The following is a 20,241-nucleotide window of genomic DNA, read 5'->3' as shown; positions in this document are numbered from 1 at the left end:
CAATCTTTGATTTTGATTACATAAGTTGACCCTTATAGATCTTAATAGCAGTATAAAAAAGTGCTTTTTTATACTGCTATTAAGATTGTCATACTTTCAATTTGTTCTCATTTTGATAATCTTTTAGTCTATATGATTATCCGGTAAATTCAAATACTTTAGAACGATTGTAAATGGTGACTATAAAATATAGAGAAATGGCGAAATGAAAATACTGAATTTCCTACATTTTTTCTTTAGTGTACCTGGAATGGTTAGCGACTTGACTGGCATTTATCATTTACAAATGAAGTTCAATGTGTACTTACAACAGAATGTCTCTACAAGTGGGGGTTATTATCACTAACTCAACTCGCAGAGACGGCTTATGCAAGATATTGAGCCGCCGAGTAAGGAACCGTACGCTCGGTGGTGTGAAAGGAAGAATAATCAAGTAGTGATTATTCTTCAACTGGATTAAAATTATAAAAAATCTGACTTTCTATATTAAAAATATTTACTTCGTTTTATAATTGCATTATGAAAATATATATTGAGGAGTTTTTTAATGAGAAAGAAAATTAGAATATTATTTTGTTTTTTACGCTCTTGTTTGTATTAACTTCATATGCAAAAGCAGAAGATTTACATGATAAAAGTGAGTTGAGTGACTTAGCTTTAGCTAATGCATACGGCCAATATAATCACCCATTTATTAAAGAAAATGTTATAAGTAGCGAAATAATTGGAGAAAAAGATTTAATATTTAGAAATCAAGGAGACAATGGTAATGATTTGAGAGTAAAATTTGCTAGTGCTGGTTTAGCTCAGAACTTTAAAAATAAAAATGTCGATATTTATGGTGCATCTTTTTATTATAAATGTGAAAAAGTTAGTGAAAATATTTCCGAATGTCTATATGGAGGGACTACTCTTAATAATGAAAAATTGGAACAAGAAAGAGTTATAGGGGCTAATGTCTGGGTAAATGGCATTCAAAAAGAAACAGAATTAATTCGAACAAATAAGAAGAATGTTACATTACAAGAATTAGATATTAAAATGAGAAAAAATTATCTAATAAATATAGAATTTATTATAAAGACAGTGAAATAAGAAAAGGTCTAATTGAATTTGATATGAAAACTCCTAGAGATTATTCATTTGATATCTATGATCTGAAAGGAGAAAATGACTATGAAATTGATAAAATTTATGAAGACAATAAAACTTTAAAGTCTGAAGACATAAGTCATATTGATATATATCTATATACAAAATAAATTTCACCATCGTTGTTAATTAAAAATAAAAAAGTATAAAAATCATTTCAAGGTGAATACTATGAGGTCGAGAAAAATAGACTTATACGGTATTTATTATGGGTATCAATGTACAGGTGGTACCACCAAATAAAACAGTTAGTTGATAAACGATATAATAGTGCTATACAGGAGGCGATAACGTGATTACTATTGACTCAAAGATTAACAAACAAATCGCTAAAAACCTTTCTCTTGAAGGTATGTATGTTATACGGGAGCAACAAATACAAATTCTTCATGCAATTAATAATGAGAAAGAAATTACAAATAAACTTATTCGTAAAATCGCTTTTAAATAATGAAATATAGAGCAACTTTTCAAGAAGCATTAAAGTATCTTGAAAAGTTCCTTATTAAATAATAATTGATTAAAAGTTCATACCTAAAAGACTTTCACACAAACAAAAAAGGAGGAACATTAAATTCCTCCTCAACCTTTATTACTCATACTATAATTCAATTTTAACGTCTTCGTCCATTTGGGCTTCAAATTCATCGAGTAGTGCTCTTGCTTCTGCAATTGATTGTGTATTCATCAATTGATGGCGAAGTTCACTAGCGCCTCTTATACCACGCACATAGATTTTAAAGAATCTACGCAAGCTCTTGAATTGTCGTATTTCATCTTTTTCATATTTGTTAAACAATGATAGATGCAATCTCAACAAATCTAATAGTTCTTTGCTTGTGTGTTCGCGTGGTTCTTTTTCAAAAGCGAATGGATTGTGGAAAATGCCTCTACCAATCATGACGCCATCAATGCCATATTTTTCTGCAAGTTCAAGTCCTGTTTTTCTATCGGGAATATCACCGTTAATTGTTAACAATGTATTTGGTGCAATTTCGTCACGTAAATTTTTAATAGCTTCGATTAATTCCCAATGTGCATCTACTTTACTCATTTCTTTACGTGTACGAAGATGAATAGATAAATTGGCAATGTCTTGTTCGAAGACGTGCTTCAACCAATCTTTCCATTCATCGATTTCATAGTAGCCAAGGCGTGTTTTAACACTTACCGGAAGCCCACCTGCTTTAGTTGCTTGAATAATTTCGGCAGCGACATCCGGCCTTAAGATTAAGCCGGAACCCTTACCCTTTTTAGCAACATTTGCTACAGGACATCCCATATTTAAGTCTATGCCTTTAAAGCCCATTTTAGCTAATTGAATACTCGTTTCACGGAACTGTTCTGGCTTATCTCCCCATATGTGAGCGACCATCGGCTGTTCATCTTCACTAAAAGTTAAGCGTCCACGCACACTATGTATGCCTTCAGGGTGGCAAAAGCTTTCAGTATTTGTAAATTCAGTGAAAAACACATCCGGTCTAGCTGCTTCACTTACAACGTGTCGAAAGACGATATCTGTAACGTCTTCCATTGGCGCCAAAATAAAAAATGGACGTGGTAATTCACTCCAAAAATTTTCTTTCATAATATATTTATACCCTCTTTATAATTAGTATCTCGATTTTTTATGCATGATGATATTACCACAAAAGCCTAACTTATACAAAAGGAATTTCAATAGATGCAACCATTTGAAAGGGAAGTCTAAGAGTAGTCTAAAATGAATGTTGTGGTAAGTTGATCAATACAAAGATCAAGGATTATCGTATTAGATAGTTCATTATTAATGATACACTACTTATGAATATGATTCAGAATTTTCTTTGGCTACTTTTACAGTAAAGCGATTTTTTAGTTATCTTATAACAAAGACAAATTTATAAAGGTGATATTATGGAAGATTTAAAGCATTCTTTAAAAAGTTTAGGTTGGTGGGATTTATTTTTTGCGATACCTATGTTTCTGCTATTCGCATACCTTCCAAACTATAATTTTATAACTATATTTCTTAACATTGTTATCATTATTTTCTTTTCCATTGGTTTGATTTTAACTACGCATATAATTATAGATAAAATTAAGAGCAACTCGAAATGATTCATTAATACGAATGTGATTAAACATAAAACTGAAGGAGCGATTACAATGGCTACTGAAAAAGATATAAATAATTTGTTTTTAAATCATGTGAATTCAAATGCCGTTAAAACTAGAAAGATGATGGGAGAATATATTATTTATTATGATAGTGTGGTTATAGGTGGTTTGTATGATAATAGATTATTGGTCAAGGCGACTAAAAGTGCCCAGCAGAAATTGCAAGATAATACATTAGTCTCCCCATATCCAGGTGCTAAAGAAATGATATTAATTCCAGATTTTGACGAAGCAACAAATCTCACTGATTTATTTAAGACCATAAAAAATGATTTGAAAAACTAATCATTAATTGCCATACTCAACTATTTTGAAAATCATCAATTTCATATTGTCAATTTATTGAGTATCTCGATTTATTGTTATACACAAACAGTATTTTTGTTATCATAGAGTTAATAAATATAATAAATTGAATAAGTAACTTTACAAAAATTAGAATGATTTAATTCAATCACAATTATTTGAAAATAGAGGTGAGCAGGTGAACGATATGTTAATTAGTCTCGTAACCCCAGTTTTTGCTTTGTTAGTTATTGGTGGTATTATTTGGGTGATTATAGAAGGTATAGTACATATTTCAAAAAAGAATAAAGCAATCGATAACTTTTTAAACCAAGTTAATAAAGTAAGTGAGACATATAAATTCGCTACTACTTTTTTATTTCTAATCTTGGCTACGGCGGGTATTTCTCAATTTTATCTATATTATATAGTATCAGCGTTACTTTTTTGGCTTGTCATACTTACCTTTGGTATTGCAGGTATCATTTTTTTAATGCCATATGGATTATGTTTTCTACCGTTTTATAAGCAAAAAAAGAAAAAACAGACATTTAAAAAATACATGGTTTACACTACGATTGGTTTGTCAATTTGTCTAGGCTTATCTCTAGTTTTGGTTCACACTACGAAAATTTATATGGACGAAGGTGGCGTAAGATACTATTACGGTAGTTTTGTAATGAAACAAGCGGGCGGTTATGCTTATTTAGCTTTAGCAGTACTTTCAACGTTGTTAATTGTTGCGAAAAAAGCTACAAATAAAAATAAAGAAATCGAAACCGTCGACAATACAAATATAATGGAAAGATAATTAAGGGAGTGCTCATTCAGGAGTGCTCTTTTTTGATGTTCAAATTTAGTTGGAAATGAAGGCATAGAAGAAATTTTTATAGTCATTTATTGGATAATGAATTATGGTCATATCGATTAATTTTATTAGTGAGGATTTTACAAACATTTGTTGAATAAATATGGTAATGATAATATATGAATATTTTTGAAAAAACACTAATATGATTAAATTATTTGTTAAAATGGCATTAAGTAAAAAACAAACAGGGAACAAGGTGGGATTTCATGAGTCAATTGCTAAATGATACGTTATCGGCTTGGTTGTTAATTGAATCTTTAAGTCCAGGAGAAGTAAATTTTACAGCGGAAGATATACTCTCAGCTGAACATTTTAAAAATGGTGCAAAGCAAGCACAACTTCAAAGTTTTGATGAATATTTTGAAATATGGAATGCTGAACGCTTTATTATATCAGAAGAAAAATCAGAGACTGGGGAACTTATATTTAAATTTTATAGACATTGCTTCCGCTATAATGAAATTAATTTGAAAATTCAGGATATTTTTGATGATTATTCTGAGATTCATAATCCAAATGGGACACACTGTTATGGTTACACATTTAACACAGATAAACACGGCAAAGTGATAGTTGATTCTATACATATTCCGATGATTATGAGTGCATTAAAAGAAATTGAAAAGAACAAAAATGCCAATATAGAAGAAAAATTTAATGATTCTGTTGAAAAATTTGTTCAAAAAGTAAAAGAAATTTTAGCAGATGAACCAATTAATGAATTTAAATTGAAGAAGATGGACAAAGCTTATGATGAGTACTTTTCTGTATTAAATTCAAAGAAAGATGGATTATTTGGACATTATGTAGCAATAGAATATGTGAAAGATAGTGATTTACCACAGCCGGAATTTAACAGCTTCTTCATAAGTGATATTGAGAAAGCAAGAAAATCTCCCAACCAAACTTTAATTGATTACATTGAAGGTGTAGAAGAAAGTCAGCGCATAGAAGTAGATGAAAATAAAGAAATGTTTGACAAATTTTTACATCCTTCACGTTTGCCTGATGGACGATGGCCATCACAGACTGAGTTTAGATTGTCTTTAATGCAACAACTTGCTGTAAACCAAATTACGAGTGGTAATGAAAGAATAAGTTCAGTTAATGGGCCACCAGGTACAGGTAAGACTACTTTATTAAAAGATATATTTGCTCATCTAGTAGTTGAAAGAGGTAAAGAGTTAGCTAAACTAAATAATCCTAAAGATGCATTTGTCAAAACAAAAATTCATGAAACGGATGATAAATACGTATACTTACTAAAGGAATCTATTGCCAAATATAAGATGGTAGTCGCATCTAGTAATAATGGAGCTGTTGAAAATATATCTAAAGATTTACCGAAAATTGAAGAAATTATAAGAAATCCCGAAAAATGTAAATTCCCTAAATATGAACAGAATTATGCAAATTTAGCACATGAATTAAAAGATTTTGCTGAAATAGCTGAAGATTTGATTGGTGAAAGTGCCTGGGGCTTATTTTCTGGAGTTTTTGGTAAAAGTACTAATATTAACCAAGTATTGAGTCATATGTTAAAACAAGATGCGAATGATATTGGCTTTGCTAAATTACTACAAAATGAGAATAATCGTATGAGTTATAACGAGTTAATGAGTGAATGGCAATCACATCAACGTGCATTTTTAGAAGAGTTGAGGCATGTTGAAATGTTAAAAGAAGAATCTATTAGAGCATATGATGTTTATAAAAATTGTGAGTCTTTCTCTAAGATTGAACAGGTTATTAATAGTGAAAAAACAAGTATTGAAGAACAGGTATATCATTTAGATAATGAAACGTTACGAGACAATAAAGAAATAGAAGATTTGGATAATCGAATTAATTATATTGTTAAGCAAATAGAAACTTTAAATGAGTTAATTAAATCCATCAAAGAAAGCAACAAAGGTTTTATTAACAAACTGAAAGCGATGTTTAATTCAGAAGAAGATGAAAGCTATAAAGATCATAATAAAGAGAAGCAACAATTATTAACACAACAGTTAGAGTTAGAGAAATGTAAAAAAAACAAACATGAAGACCTTGTTAGCAAACTAAAAGAAAAAGAGAAATTAATTAAACAATTAACTAAAGTACAGTTGCAATTAGACGAGTTAAATTCACAGTTACAAGAGTTAGAAGCATATCGTATTGAGTCAAAAATTACAATTCCAGAAAAAGATTTTTGGAGTGACAACAATTATGATGAGCGCCAAGTTACTAATCTGTGGACGAGTGACGAACTTCAATACAGACGTGCCATGCTCTTTTTAAGAGCAATGATATTGCATAAATTATTATTGATTGCTAATAATACAACTATTTATTATGCGATTAATGATTTTAAAGATAGAAGGAAATTAATTGATGCAAATCCAGATAAAGTACACAACGCATGGAATGTGATGCATTTAATATTTCCAGTAGTTAGTACGACGTTTGCAAGCTTTAAATCTATGTATGGGGGCATACCAAAAGATTTCATAGACTACTTATTTATTGATGAAGCAGGACAAGCAATACCTCAAGCAGCTGTGGGAGCATTATATCGTTCAAAAAAAGTTGTAGCTGTAGGTGATCCGATTCAAATAGAACCGGTTGTGACTTTAGAAAGTCATTTAATTGATAACATTCGTAAAAATTATCATGTTCCGGAATATCTAGTTTCTAAAGAAGCTTCTGTGCAGTCTGTTGCAGACAACGCCAATCAATATGGTTTTTGGAAATCTGATGCTACTGATAGTAATCAAAAAACCTGGATAGGCATACCTTTATGGGTGCACAGACGATGTTTAAAACCTATGTTCACGATAGCTAACCAAATCGCTTATAATAATAAAATGGTGTTGCCAAGTAATATTACAAAAGTAGGTAAAACAGGTTGGTATGACGTTAAAGGAAACGCAGTTCAAAAACAATTTGTGAAAGAGCATGGTGAAAAAGTAGTGGGATTATTAGCTGATGATTGGATTGAAGCAATTAAGGAAGGTAAAAATGAACCGAGCTCATTTGTAATATCGCCTTTTTCAGCAGTACAGCAACAGATTAAACGTATGTTAAAGCAACAACTACCGACTAGAATTGATATTGAACGTACAAAAATTAATCAATGGGTCGATAAATCCATTGGTACTGTTCATACTTTTCAAGGTAAAGAGGCTCAGAAGGTGTATTTTGTAATAGGTACTGATAATACCCAAGATGGTGCTGTGAACTGGTCATGCGAAAAACCAAACTTGTTAAACGTTGCAGTGACAAGAGCTAAGAAAGAGTTTTATGTAATTGGCGACATGCAAAGAATACAGATGAAACCATTTTATGAGACGATTTTTAAAGAAAGAAATGTAAAATAACATACAAAAAAGTATATAGAGGAAGTTATACATTTTAAAAGGAGCAAAATTGAATAATGGAGAAATTTAACAACTGGATATTAAATGCAATAAGTGGATCTCAAACAGACAAGAATGAAACAACTGAAGAATTAAAAGGGGCAAAATTTATCATTTTATATGCATATTCAATGCTCGTTTTGCTTGCGTTAGTAATTTCTAACATATTCATTCACATTTTGGAGCCTAAACTATCAATCACCACTCAAATCATCATCGTTTTGATTTTAATTGAAGCACTAATTGGACTGCGTTTCTTGAAAGCGTACGATGTTAAGCGTGGCAAAGATAAAGAAAATAAGAAAAATAGTAAGGATTTCGTTAAACTAAAATCAATTTTAGTAGCAATTTTATTTACATCATTGGCGCTGACAGCAGGTACTGTAGCTGATATATACGGTTTCACTGACTTAGGAAATACTAGAAGTGATTTAATCGTTTGGAGCATAGGTGGTATTATATTTGGCCTCGTATGTTACACAATGGAAGATAAAAAATAACGATAAGGAGCTGGCGATTATAAAGCTAGCTCCTTTTTTAACTTATATATGTAAAGCACTATCCTAAGGGTCTTTAATCATATGTCAATAATTCCTATAATTAATACTCTTAAATATTGTTTAAATAAGTTTTAAAATTTTACACATATTTTTATTTAAAAAAGATGTATAATTAATGTATTAAATATAGAAAGAAGTTGATATTATGAAAAAGTGTATTAAGACTTTGTTTTTAAGTATCATTTTAGTAGTGATGGGTGGTTGGTATCATTCAGCACATGCGTCAGATTCGTTGAGTAAAAGTCCAGAAAATTGGATGAGTAAACTTGATGAAAGCAAACATTTAACTGAGATTAATATGCCAGGCTCACATGATAGTGGCTCATTCACTTTAACTGATCCGGTAAAATCGGTTTGGGCAAAGACTCAAGGCAAAGATTACCTTACTCAAATGAAGTCGGGAGTCAGGTTTTTTGATATTAGAGGTAGAGCAAGTGCTGATAATATGATTTCAGTTCATCACGGCATGGTTTATTTGCATCATGAACTAGGAAAATTTTTAGATGATGCTAAATATTACTTGAGTGCTTATCCAAACGAAACAATTGTGATGTCTATGAAAAAGGACTACGATAGCGATTCTAAAGTTACGAAGACATTTGAAGAGATTTTTAGAGAATATTATTATAATAACCCGCAATATCAGAATCTTTTTTACACAGGAAGTAATGCGAATCCTACTTTAAAAGAAACGAAAGGTAAAATTGTCCTATTCAATAGAATGGGGGGTACATACATAAAGAGTGGTTATGGTGCTGACACGTCAGGTATTCAATGGGCAGACAATGCGACATTTGAAACGAAAATTAATAATGGTAGCTTAAATTTAAAAGTACAAGATGAGTATAAAGATTACTATGATAAAAAAGTTGAAGCTGTTAAAAATTTATTGGCTAAAGCTAAAACGGATAGTAACAAAGACAATGTATATGTGAATTTCTTGAGTGTAGCGTCTGGAGGTAGCGCATTTAATAGTACTTATAACTATGCATCACATATAAATCCTGAAATTGCAAAAACGATTAAAGCAAATGGGAAAGCTAGAACGGGTTGGCTGATTGTTGACTATGCAGGATATCCATGGCCTGGATATGATGATATCGTAAGCGAAATTATAGATAGTAATAAATAAGGATTCAATAATGATATTAAGACGAGTATGAAAATAGTAGATTCTAATTATTTTCACTACTCGTTTTTATTTTGAAAATAAGTAATAATTCAACAATATTATAAATTGAAAAGATTGTTTATGGAATTTTTGATAATATTAAAGTGAAAAAGTGTTATAAATTGATAAATGTAATTAACAAAAACAAATCATTTTAAAAAGAAGAGAGTTGTAAGATGATGAAACGATTAAACAAATTAGTGTTAGGCATTATTTTTCTGTTTTTAGTCATTAGTATCACTGCTGGTTGTGGCATGGGTAAAGAAGCGGAAATTAAGAAAAGTTTTGAAAAAACGTTGAGTATGTATCCGATTAAAAACCTAGAGGATTTATATGACAAAGAGGGCTATCGAGATGATCAATTTGATAAAAATGATAAGGGAACATGGATTGTAAATTCTGAAATGGTTATTCAACCTAATAATGAAGATATGGTAGCTAAAGGCATGGTTCTATATATGAATAGAAATACCAAAACAACAAATGGTTACTACTATGTCGATGTGACTAAGGACGAGGATGAAGGAAAACCGCACGACAATGAAAAAAGATATCCGGTTAAAATGGTCGATAATAAAATCATTCCAACAAAAGAAATTAAAGATGAAAAAATAAAAAAAGAAATCGAAAACTTTAAGTTCTTTGTTCAATATGGCGACTTTAAAAATTTGAAAAATTATAAAGACGGAGATATTTCATATAATCCAGAGGTGCCGAGTTATTCGGCTAAATATCAATTAACTAATGATGATTATAATGTAAAACAATTACGCAAAAGATATGATATACCGACGAGTAAAGCTCCAAAGTTATTGTTAAAAGGTTCAGGGAATTTAAAAGGTTCATCAGTTGGATATAAAGATATTGAATTTACGTTTGTAGAGAAAAAAGAAGAAAATATATACTTTAGTGATAGCTTAGATTATAAAAAAAGCGGAGATGTATAATCATGGCTCAATCAGAATATGAAATCAATCCCGGAAAAAGAGAGTGATGAAATGATAAAACGTGTAAATAAATTAGTGCTTGGTATTAGTCTTCTGTTTTTAGTCATTAGTATCACTGCTGGTTGTGGTACAGGGAAAGAAGCGGAAATAAAGAAAAGTTTTGAAAAAACATTGAGTATGTATCCGATTAAAAATCTAGAGGATTTATACGATAAAGAAGGCTATCGTGATGACGAATTTGATAAAAATGATAAGGGAACATGGATTGTAAATTCTCAAATGGCAATTCAAAATAAAGGAGAAGCTCTAAAAGTTAAAGGTATGGTCTTATATATGAATAGAAATACCAAAACAACAAAAGGATTTTACTATGTTAATGCAGTAAAGAAAGATGAAGATGGTAGACCTCAGGATAATAAAATAGAATATCCGGTGAAAATGGTAGACAATAAAATCATTCCAACTAAAGGTATCAAAGACGAAAACATAAAAAAAGAAATCGAAAATTTTAAGTTCTTCGCGCAATACGGCAACTTTAAAAATTTGAAAAATTATAAAGACGGAGATATTTCATATAATCCAGAGGTGCCGAGTTATTCGGCTAAATATCAATTAACTAATGATGATTATAATGTAAAACAATTACGAAAAAGATATAATATACCAACGAATAAAGCACCAAAGCTATTGTTGAAAGGTACAGGGAATTTAAAAGGTTCATCAATTGGCTACAAAAAAATTGAATTTACTTTCGTAGAGAAAAAGGGAGAAAATATATACTTTAGTGATGGGCTACAATTTAACCCAAGTGATGATAAATAATCATGATTCAAATTGATCTAGGAAAAATAAGTTGAGAATAGTCAAATTATAATTAATCTACTACTCGTGTTATTTGAAAATAAGTAAAAATCTAAATGAATAACAATATTTTTAGTTTAATAGATTGCTTGTATAATTTTTGGTAATATTAAAGTGAAAAAGTGTTATAAATTGATAAATATATGTAATTCACAAAAACAAATCATATAAAAAGAAAGTTGTGATACGGTGAAGCGTTTTAAAAAAATAGTTTTATGTATTAGTTTACTATTTTTAACAATTTTTATTGGGGGTTGTGGCATGGGTAAAGAAGCGGAAATTAAGAAAAGTTTTGAAAAAACATTAAGTATGTATCCTATTAAAAATCTAGAGGATTTATACGATAAAGAAGGATATCGTGATGATCAATTTGATAAAAAAGATAAGGGAACATGGATTATTGGTTCTGAAATGGCAACTCAAAATAAGGGGGGAGCTCTGAAAGTTAAAGGTATGGTCTTATATATGAATAGAAATACAAGAAGTGCAAAAGGATTTTACTATGTTAATGCAGTAAAGAAAGATGAAGATGGTAGACCTCAGGATAATAAAATAGAATATCCGGTTAAAATGGTCGACAATAAAATCATTCCAACTAAAGATATCAAAGACGAAAAAATAAAAAAAGAAATCGAAAACTTTAAGTTCTTCGCGCAATATGGCAACTTTAAAGATTTGTCGAAGTACAAAGATGGAGATATTTCATATAATCCAGAGGTACCGAGTTATTCAGCTAAATATCAATTAACTAATGATGATTATAATGTAAAACAATTACGAAAAAGATATGATATACCAACAAATAAAGCGCCAAAGCTGTTGTTGAAAGGTTCGGGAGACTTAAAAGGTTCATCAGTTGGATATAAAGACATTGAATTTACTTTCGTGGAGAAAAAAGGGGAAAATACTTTTTTTACTGATAGTCTACATCTTGAACCAAGTGAGGATAAATAATTATGACTAAAAAAGAGTATGAAATCGATTCCGGTAAAATAAAGAGTAATACGGAAGAAACTAGCGCAATAGCTAATATCAGTTATGAAATTGAAAATGCAAATGACAATGGTTTAGATGATGAAAAAATTAATGTTCAGATTGATAAATTAAAAAGTCATAAAAAGTTCCCTAAAAACTTAGACTACATTGAAAGTTATACAGATCCCAGTACGGGGACGACGGCAACGGCATTTTTAAATAAAGATACAGGTAAAGTTACTGTTGGAATGGCTGGTACAAACTTTCACGGCGATCAACTTAAAAGAGTAGCACTTAGTTCGATGTCTCCGTTATTATTCCCACCCTCTAAGCAAGATATGAAAGATGTACGAGGCACTATGAAGGATGGTGTAGCGGATTTAGCCATTGGAGTAGGAATGGTCAATTATAAAGGAAAACATTTTGCAAATACACAGCAGTTTATTGAGAATTTACAAAAAAAGTACGAAATTGATACCGTTACTGGTCATTCTTTAGGAGGGAGAGATGCTATCTTTCTTGGGCTTCGTTATAACATCAAAAATGTTGTGGCATACAATCCTGCTCCGTTAGAAGTAAAAAGCATTCGTAATAAATTTGGTGGTCAATTGTTTAGAAATACGACATTTCCAGATGAAAAATATTTAAAAGAGTTAATGGATAATTATGATGGAGATATTACTAAGGTTATAACTCAAAAGGATGGATTAGACTATTTAGTGAAGCGTACAGATCATTTAACTTGTGGCGATGTGTTACGTATAAACAATGGTCAGGGCCATGCGATGGAGAATTTTTTAGGAGAAAAAGAACAACGTGAAATAATCGAAGAACTAATGTTAGTAAAAGGATATCGCGATGCAAATGACAAAGCATTTAAGGCTTTGAAAAAAAATACTGAGAAAAAACTCGGTAAAATAGATGAAATAAAATCGAAGTTACTGCAAACGAACGGTGGCGCCCTCTCGTCTTCTCAACAAAAATTGCTTGAAACTTTAGTGGCATTTTCGGTAGCTGAAGGACTAAGTAAAATGGTTGACCAAGAACTTCAGCAGTTGAAAAATATGTTCAATCTTATGGATGAGAAATTTGAAGCAAATTGGAAAGACGCACAAGAAGCTAGTGATATTGTAGGTAAACATCTTTCATACCCAGAAAAGGTAAGTGCATTAGATAATGGTGGTGTTAATGAAAGTAAACTTGCTACCGAACCACATAATGAAATAAAAGACAAACTAAATAAAATTACGGACTTATCTAAGAAATATAATTCGTATTTACAGCAAATCGAAAAAAGTATTAATGAAATAGTTGCTAAGGATCAACAATTGGCAGGGCAAATAGGTGATTTAATATGATGTTTGAAGAATACAAGAAAATAGATGATCTTGAAAATGCATATGAAATAGAGTTGAAACGTATTGAAAGGGAGATACAAAATCTTAGTGATTTAAAATATCACCTTAGAAGAGAAAATGAACAAAGTTATGATGCATTTTTGTATTTAAAGAATAAAATGAACTATGGTGAAGAGTCAAATGCTAAGGTGAGACGACTAGTTGAAGAATTTGATTATGAAGCAGATACTTATATTAGACAAAAAGAGTTAAAGTTAGAAGATTATAAAGAAGAAATAAGAAGAGAATATATACAGCAATCTGAAAAAATAATGGAGGCGAAGTAGCTTATGGGAATCCCTGATCCGTTATCTAATCCTATGTCTGATCCTTTACTAGGAGATAGTTGGATGGTAGGTGATTTGAAAAAAAGACAGGAAAAAAAACTAATCACAACAGTCATCGCACCTGAACATGATGAAAAGCATCGTGAAAATAAAAGTAAAATGAAAAAATCTGAAAAGCAATTGATCAATCAGTTAATTAATCATGGCCATACATTTAAGAGTGATTTTAAAAATGTAGCTAAAGGTGATTGGGTTAATAAAGCCATGCAAGACTTAGATAAATTAGGCAATGAGCTTAAAAAAATAATGAATTAGTTGAATTGTCACATACTTTTTCAAACCAACAACGAACTAAAAAATCTATATAAATATGATTAAAAGAAGTCATAACCATTCGTAAAGGATGGTTATTTTTAATAGTAAACAAAGTTGCTGCTAACTTACATCTTGAACCGAGTGAGGATAAATAATCATCCACACACACGATTCAACACGAATTTCAAATATATTGCTGTAAAATAATGTAAAATAAACGTATTCATATTACTGAATTGAGGGATAGTATGCAACGTGATTATTTAATTCGAGTAGAAACTGAAAGCATGCCAGATTTCAAAAGGCTCAATGGTTTAATGATTGGTTTTGTTATTAAAGGTGAGGCACATATTTATGATGAAAATAATATGACGCAATGCAACAATGGCGACATTTTCATTATTAACCACCGCGACTTGTATCGATTTCAACTTCAACAAGATGGCATCATATGTTATATCCAATTCCAAATGAAATATTTAGCAGACAAGTTTGATGATGCGCATTGTCTATATTTTCACTTAACAGATGCGACCACAACAAAGAATATACATCAACTGAGAAATATAATGGCAAGACTGGTTTCAACACATATCCGACATAATGAGTTGTCTAAATTGACTGAGCAACAACTTGTGATTCAGTTACTTATGCATATGATTCATTATGTCCCGCGTACATATCATTCGAACCAAAGTATCTTAAATGATGATAAAGTGAATCAAGTATGCGACTATATCGAGTTACATTTTCATGAAGATTTAAGCCTTTCAGAATTAAGCGAATACGTTGGGTGGTCAGAGAGCCATCTGTCTAAAAAGTTTACAGAATCGCTAGGTGTAGGATTCCAACATTTCTTAAATACGACGCGAATTGAGCATGCGAAACTCGATTTAACATACACAGATGAAACGATTACTGATATTGCATTGCAAAATGGCTTTTCAAGTGCAGCGAGCTTTGCGAGAACATTTAAACACTTTACGCATCAAACACCTAAACAATATCGAGGTGATCGTCCAGCAATCACTGAAAACCAGCAATCGGCACAACATGATTATCACGACCGTGAATTGATATTACTTTTAAATGACTACATTGAAGAAATGAATCATTTTATTGAAGATATTGAAAAGATGAACTATAAAGAGATTGCCTTTAAACCAACTAATCAACAACTAAATCAATTTAATCATATTATTCAAGTGGGCTATTTGAGGAATTTGCTCAATACACAGTATCAATCACAGTTGCTTACATGTCATCATGATTTTCAAGTCAATGAAGTATTAGCATATGATGTGATGCCATATATTATGAAAAAGCTCAATGCGCCATTCACGTATGATGCAGAGATTTCGAATATATTTTATGATATCGATTTGTGTTTAGACTTTTTATTAGATCATAATTTTAGTCTAACCATGCATTTGAATCAGTATGACTCACGAGATTATATCGATGCATTCAAAGTATTTATCCATCACGTTGCCCTGCATGTCAGTCATAGAAAAGATTTGAAGTTCAACTTGTATGTGACGACATTGCACAATGCTTTGATTGAAATGATTGATTATTTTAAAGCGTTATTCCCTAATGGTGGCTTGTACATTCACTTAGATCAAGTTACGGAAAGACATCTACCATTGTTGAAACGACTTGAGCCACACAATGACCATTTTGTATTTGATGCCAATTCAAATGATGCTGTTGATTTTAATAAAATGAATGATGATGAATTTAAAACCGCGAGTCAAATGATTATTAATAAAACGAATTACCTTATCGACTTAATACATCGTCATAACCTAAAGCGTCCACTCATTTTACTCAATTGGAATACATTGACGGGTGATACATTTATAACCAACGGCGAATATTTTAGAGGTGGTATCATCATTGAGCAGTTATTAAAGTTAAGCTCTAAAGTAGAGGGTATCGGGTATTGGTTGAATTATGATTTGCACGTTAGTCATTGTAAAAATGAACGGGATTATATGAATTCTATTGAACTGTTTCATCAATATAATGGAAAACGTCCGGTCTATTTCACGGCATTGCTATTTAATAAATTAACAAGCAATATTTTGTATTCTGATGATACATGTATTGTCACGGGAACTGATTCAAATTTTCAAATATTGTTATATGATGCAAAGCATTTTAATCCGTACTTAGCGTTGGACAATCAAATGAATATGCGTGCAACGGAAATGATCCATTTGAACATTAATGCCTTGGAAGAAGGTATGTATAAGATTAAACATTTTACCTTAGATAAAGAAAATGGTGCGTTATTTAATCTTTGGCGCAAACATCATACGATACATGGCATGGACAAGGACTCTATAGATTACGTTAATCGAATGAGTTTTCCGAAATTAGAAGTATATGATATAGATATCACGGACACACTGGCATTAAACATTAAAATGATTACGAATGGGATTCACTTAATTGAAGTAAAACGTTACCCAAGTTCATAAAATGATCACAAATCACAAATTTTGATATACATAATTTGTGATTTTTTATATTCAAAGCTAAAATTGCAAAAAATTAATGGTTAACATCTCTGTTGTTGGCAATATAAATAATGATTAATCATTTATGATGTAACTAAGGAGATGAAGGATATGAATCAACAATTAATTGAAACTTTAAAATCTAAAGAAGGCAAAATGATTGAGATCAGACGTTATTTACATCAGCATCCAGAATTATCTTTTCATGAAGATGAAACGGCGAAATACATCGCTGAATTTTACAAAGGTAAAGATGTGGAAGTAGAAACGAATGTCGGACCACGTGGAATTAAAGTAACGATTGATTCAGGGAAACCTGGTAAAACATTAGCAATCCGTGCAGACTTTGACGCATTACCCATTACTGAAGATACAGGATTATCTTTTGCATCACAAAATAAAGGTGTTATGCACGCATGTGGTCACGATGCACATACAGCATACATGCTTGTATTAGCAGAGACGCTTGCTGAAATGAAAGATAGTTTTACAGGAAAAGTCGTTGTGATACATCAACCAGCTGAAGAAGTACCACCAGGTGGTGCTAAAACAATGATTGAAAATGGTGTATTAGACGGTGTTGATCATGTATTAGGTGTACACGTCATGAGCACAATGAAAACAGGTAAAGTGTATTACAGACCTGGTTATGTTCAAACAGGACGCGCATTCTTCAAATTGAAAGTTCAAGGTAAAGGTGGTCATGGTTCATCACCACATATGGCCAATGATGCCATTGTTGCAGGTAGCTACTTCGTCACAGCGTTACAAACAGTTGTATCTAGACGACTAAGTCCATTTGAAACCGGTGTTGTCACAATCGGTTCATTTGACGGTAAAGGTCAATTCAATGTCATTAAAGATGTTGTTGAAATTGAAGGTGATGTACGTGGATTAACAGATGCTACAAAAGCAACAATTGAAAAAGAAATTAAACGTTTATCAAAAGGATTAGAGGATATGTATGGTGTAACTTGCACCTTAGAATATAACGATGATTATCCAGCATTATATAATGATCCAGAGTTTACTGAGTACGTGGCTAAGACGTTGAAAGAAGCAAACCTTGATTTTGGTGTTGAAATGTGTGAACCACAACCACCTTCAGAAGACTTTGCATATTATGCTAAAGAACGCCCAAGTGCCTTTATTTATACAGGTGCAGCGGTGGAAAATGGTGAAATTTACCCACATCATCATCCTAAATTTAACATTTCAGAAAAATCATTACTTATTTCTGCAGAAGCAGTAGGGACAGTTGTTTTAGATTACCTTAAAGGAGATAACTAACATGAATGAAACGTATCGCGGGGGCAACAAGTTAATCTTAGGTATTGTATTAGGTGTTATTACATTTTGGTTGTTTGCACAATCACTTGTAAATGTTGTACCGAATTTACAACAAAGTTTTGGTACAGACATGGGGACAATTAGTATTGCGGTCAGTCTAACTGCACTATTTTCAGGCATGTTTGTTGTTGGAGCAGGTGGTCTGGCAGATAAAATTGGGCGCGTGAAAATGACGAATATCGGTTTATTATTAAGTATTATTGGTTCAGCATTAATTATTATTACGAATTTACCGGCATTATTAATTTTAGGTCGTGTTATACAAGGTGTATCAGCAGCGTGTATTATGCCTTCTACATTGGCCATTATGAAAACTTATTATCAGGGTGCTGAACGTCAGCGTGCCTTAAGTTATTGGTCTATCGGTTCTTGGGGTGGCAGTGGTATCTGTTCACTCTTCGGTGGTGCAGTTGCGACAACTATGGGTTGGAGATGGATTTTCATCTTCTCAATTATCGTTGCCGTACTTTCAATGTTACTCATCAAAGGGACGCCTGAAACGAAATCAGAAATTACCAATACACATAAATTTGACGTTGCAGGGCTAATTGTTCTAGTAGTTATGTTGCTAAGTTTAAACGTTGTCATTACTAAAGGTGCAGCACTTGGTTACACATCATTATGGTTCTTTGGTTTAATTGCAATCGTAATTGTAGCATTCTTTATTTTCTTAAAAGTTGAGAAAAAAGTAGATAATCCGCTTATTGATTTTAAATTATTTGAAAATAAACCATATACAGGTGCAACGATTTCGAACTTCTTATTAAACGGTGTTGCAGGTACATTAATTGTAGCGAATACATTCGTGCAACAAGGTTTAGGTTATACAGCATTGCAGGCAGGATACTTATCAATTACTTATTTAATCATGGTGTTATTGATGATTCGAGTTGGTGAAAAATTATTACAAAAAATGGGTTCTAAGCGACCAATGTTATTAGGTACATTCATTGTGGTCATTGGTATTGCACTTATTTCATTAGTATTCTTACCAGGCATATTTTATGTTATCAGTTGTGTCGTAGGATATTTATGTTTCGGACTAGGCTTAGGTATTTATGCAACACCTTCTACAGATACAGCTATTTCAAATGCACCGTTAGATAAAGTTGGCGTTGCTTCAGGTATTTATAAAATGGCTTCATCACTTGGTGGTGCATTCGGTGTCGCAATTAGTGGTGCAGTATATGCCGGTGCAGTTGCTGCAACGAGCATTCATACAGGTGCGATGATTGCACTTTGGGTTAACGTATTAATGGGGATCATGGCATTTATCGCAATTTTATTCGCGATTCCTAATGATGATAAACGTGTCAAAGATGCGAAATAATAACGATGACACGCCCAGTGTTTTGATAATGATTTAAATGAAAGTAAAGCAAATTAAATGAGGAAATGTATAGAGCAGTGCATATAGATAAATCTATGATTGGATTAACACTAATATAAATATAAATGAAAAACCATCCACTTAAACTTTTGATAAGTTAGGTGGATGGTTATTTATTGCGTTGTTCTAAAAATTTGGACATTTATATGGAAAGAACTATATATAATGTGAAGGTTATGGCAATTCGCTTCAATGAAGGCGACGTGTAAAAGTGTATATTAAACGTTTCGGGGTCAGACTCCGAGAATAGTGTCCGTCATGCTTACCGCATACTAATGAAGCATTATTATATGAGTGTTTATAGCCGATTTAAGATAATAAATTTTGCTAAATATAAAAGAGCTTGTGACATTCAATAAAAATCGAATTATCATCAATAAGATTTTGCTTTAAACATTGACTATGAAACTGGATAAATAAAGATTCAATTAATGCATCAGTATTAGGATTTACTCTAAAACGATTAATAATTTTATAAGAAGGTGTTTGATTTTGAGCTAACCACATCATTCGAATACTGTCATGAAGTAATTTCTCTATTCTACGACCAGAAAATACAGATTGAGTGTATGCATATAAGATAATTTTTAACATCAT

General features: G+C 31.6%; 17 protein-coding genes and 2 pseudogenes. 17 read left to right on the top strand and 2 right to left on the bottom strand.

The genetic code is table 11. The annotated features are described in order from the left end of the window. The first annotated feature begins 547 nt into the window (after positions 1-547). A pseudogene (locus tag IDG64_RS11405) lies at positions 548-1,262 on the top strand (exotoxin beta-grasp domain-containing protein). Between the two features lie 182 nt (positions 1,263-1,444). After that, a complete protein-coding gene (locus tag IDG64_RS11400) occupies positions 1,445-1,603 on the top strand; it encodes a hypothetical protein (protein WP_000628285.1) in 159 nt (52 codons plus the stop codon). Between the two features lie 150 nt (positions 1,604-1,753). On the opposite strand, the gene IDG64_RS11395 is transcribed toward IDG64_RS11400, so the two are convergent. Continuing rightward, a complete protein-coding gene (locus IDG64_RS11395) occupies positions 1,754-2,740 on the bottom strand; it encodes a tRNA dihydrouridine synthase (RefSeq protein ID WP_000662031.1) in 987 nt (328 codons plus the stop codon). 308 nt (positions 2,741-3,048) lie between these two features. On the opposite strand from IDG64_RS11395, the gene IDG64_RS11390 reads away from it, so the two are divergent. From IDG64_RS11390 to norC, 15 genes are all read left to right on the top strand, one after another. Continuing rightward, the gene (locus IDG64_RS11390) at positions 3,049-3,252 is read left to right on the top strand and encodes a DUF6007 family protein (RefSeq protein WP_000389762.1); all 204 of its coding nucleotides are present in this window, start codon (positions 3,049-3,051) and stop codon (positions 3,250-3,252) included. A 48-nt stretch (positions 3,253-3,300) separates the two neighbouring features. Next, the gene (locus tag IDG64_RS11385; RefSeq protein WP_000179896.1) at positions 3,301-3,597 is read left to right on the top strand and encodes a TfoX/Sxy family protein; all 297 of its coding nucleotides are present in this window, start codon (positions 3,301-3,303) and stop codon (positions 3,595-3,597) included. Between the two features lie 208 nt (positions 3,598-3,805). Then, positions 3,806-4,408, top strand: coding sequence for a hypothetical protein (locus IDG64_RS11380; RefSeq protein WP_000908960.1), 603 nt, complete (start codon positions 3,806-3,808; stop codon positions 4,406-4,408). A 266-nt stretch (positions 4,409-4,674) separates the two neighbouring features. Continuing rightward, the gene (locus IDG64_RS11375; RefSeq protein WP_000080559.1) at positions 4,675-7,827 is read left to right on the top strand and encodes a DEAD/DEAH box helicase; all 3,153 of its coding nucleotides are present in this window, start codon (positions 4,675-4,677) and stop codon (positions 7,825-7,827) included. A 56-nt stretch (positions 7,828-7,883) separates the two neighbouring features. Next, positions 7,884-8,366 (top strand): hypothetical protein, encoded by a 483-nt coding sequence (locus tag IDG64_RS11370; protein WP_000410567.1) that lies wholly within the window; start codon positions 7,884-7,886, stop codon positions 8,364-8,366. A 205-nt stretch (positions 8,367-8,571) separates the two neighbouring features. After that, positions 8,572-9,558: a phosphatidylinositol-specific phospholipase C gene (locus IDG64_RS11365; RefSeq protein ID WP_000710554.1), complete on the top strand. Its 987-nt coding sequence runs from the start codon at positions 8,572-8,574 to the stop codon at positions 9,556-9,558. 215 nt (positions 9,559-9,773) lie between these two features. Continuing rightward, on the top strand, positions 9,774-10,544 hold the full coding sequence (locus tag IDG64_RS11360; protein WP_000977784.1) for a tandem-type lipoprotein: 771 nt from the start codon (positions 9,774-9,776) through the stop codon (positions 10,542-10,544). A gap of 51 nt (positions 10,545-10,595) precedes the next feature. After that, positions 10,596-11,366: a tandem-type lipoprotein gene (locus tag IDG64_RS11355; RefSeq protein ID WP_000597215.1), complete on the top strand. Its 771-nt coding sequence runs from the start codon at positions 10,596-10,598 to the stop codon at positions 11,364-11,366. Between the two features lie 228 nt (positions 11,367-11,594). Beyond that, positions 11,595-12,359, top strand: a complete 765-nt coding sequence (locus tag IDG64_RS11350; RefSeq protein ID WP_200626296.1) for a tandem-type lipoprotein — start codon at positions 11,595-11,597, stop codon at positions 12,357-12,359. Positions 12,360-12,361: 2 nt separating this feature from the next. Then, complete coding sequence (locus IDG64_RS11345; protein ID WP_000161980.1) at positions 12,362-13,738, top strand: hypothetical protein; 1,377 nt, start codon at positions 12,362-12,364, stop codon at positions 13,736-13,738. After that, positions 13,738-14,064 carry a hypothetical protein gene (locus IDG64_RS11340; protein WP_014533145.1) on the top strand — a complete coding sequence of 109 codons (327 nt, stop codon included), beginning with the start codon at positions 13,738-13,740 and terminating at the stop codon, positions 14,062-14,064. Before IDG64_RS11345 ends, IDG64_RS11340 begins: the two co-directional genes overlap by 1 nt. A gap of 3 nt (positions 14,065-14,067) precedes the next feature. Next, on the top strand, positions 14,068-14,379 hold the full coding sequence (locus IDG64_RS11335; RefSeq protein ID WP_000512631.1) for a hypothetical protein: 312 nt from the start codon (positions 14,068-14,070) through the stop codon (positions 14,377-14,379). A gap of 248 nt (positions 14,380-14,627) precedes the next feature. After that, positions 14,628-16,865 (top strand): transcriptional regulator AryK, encoded by a 2,238-nt coding sequence (gene aryK, locus IDG64_RS11330; protein ID WP_206171320.1) that lies wholly within the window; start codon positions 14,628-14,630, stop codon positions 16,863-16,865. A 150-nt stretch (positions 16,866-17,015) separates the two neighbouring features. Then, positions 17,016-18,194, top strand: coding sequence for a M20 family metallopeptidase (locus tag IDG64_RS11325; protein WP_001075826.1), 1,179 nt, complete (start codon positions 17,016-17,018; stop codon positions 18,192-18,194). A gap of 1 nt (position 18,195) precedes the next feature. Continuing rightward, complete coding sequence (gene norC / locus IDG64_RS11320; protein WP_001006443.1) at positions 18,196-19,584, top strand: multidrug efflux MFS transporter NorC; 1,389 nt, start codon at positions 18,196-18,198, stop codon at positions 19,582-19,584. A 399-nt stretch (positions 19,585-19,983) separates the two neighbouring features. Here norC and IDG64_RS11315 read toward each other — a convergent pair. Then, positions 19,984-20,241: pseudogene (locus IDG64_RS11315) on the bottom strand (transposase); the annotation flags it as partial.

The sequence above is a fragment of the Staphylococcus sp. EG-SA-15 genome (genome assembly GCF_017151895.1).
Lineage (GTDB): Bacteria > Bacillota > Bacilli > Staphylococcales > Staphylococcaceae > Staphylococcus > Staphylococcus aureus.
Note: the sequence above shows the minus strand (reverse complement) of the source record. Positions and strands in the feature narration are given on the sequence as shown.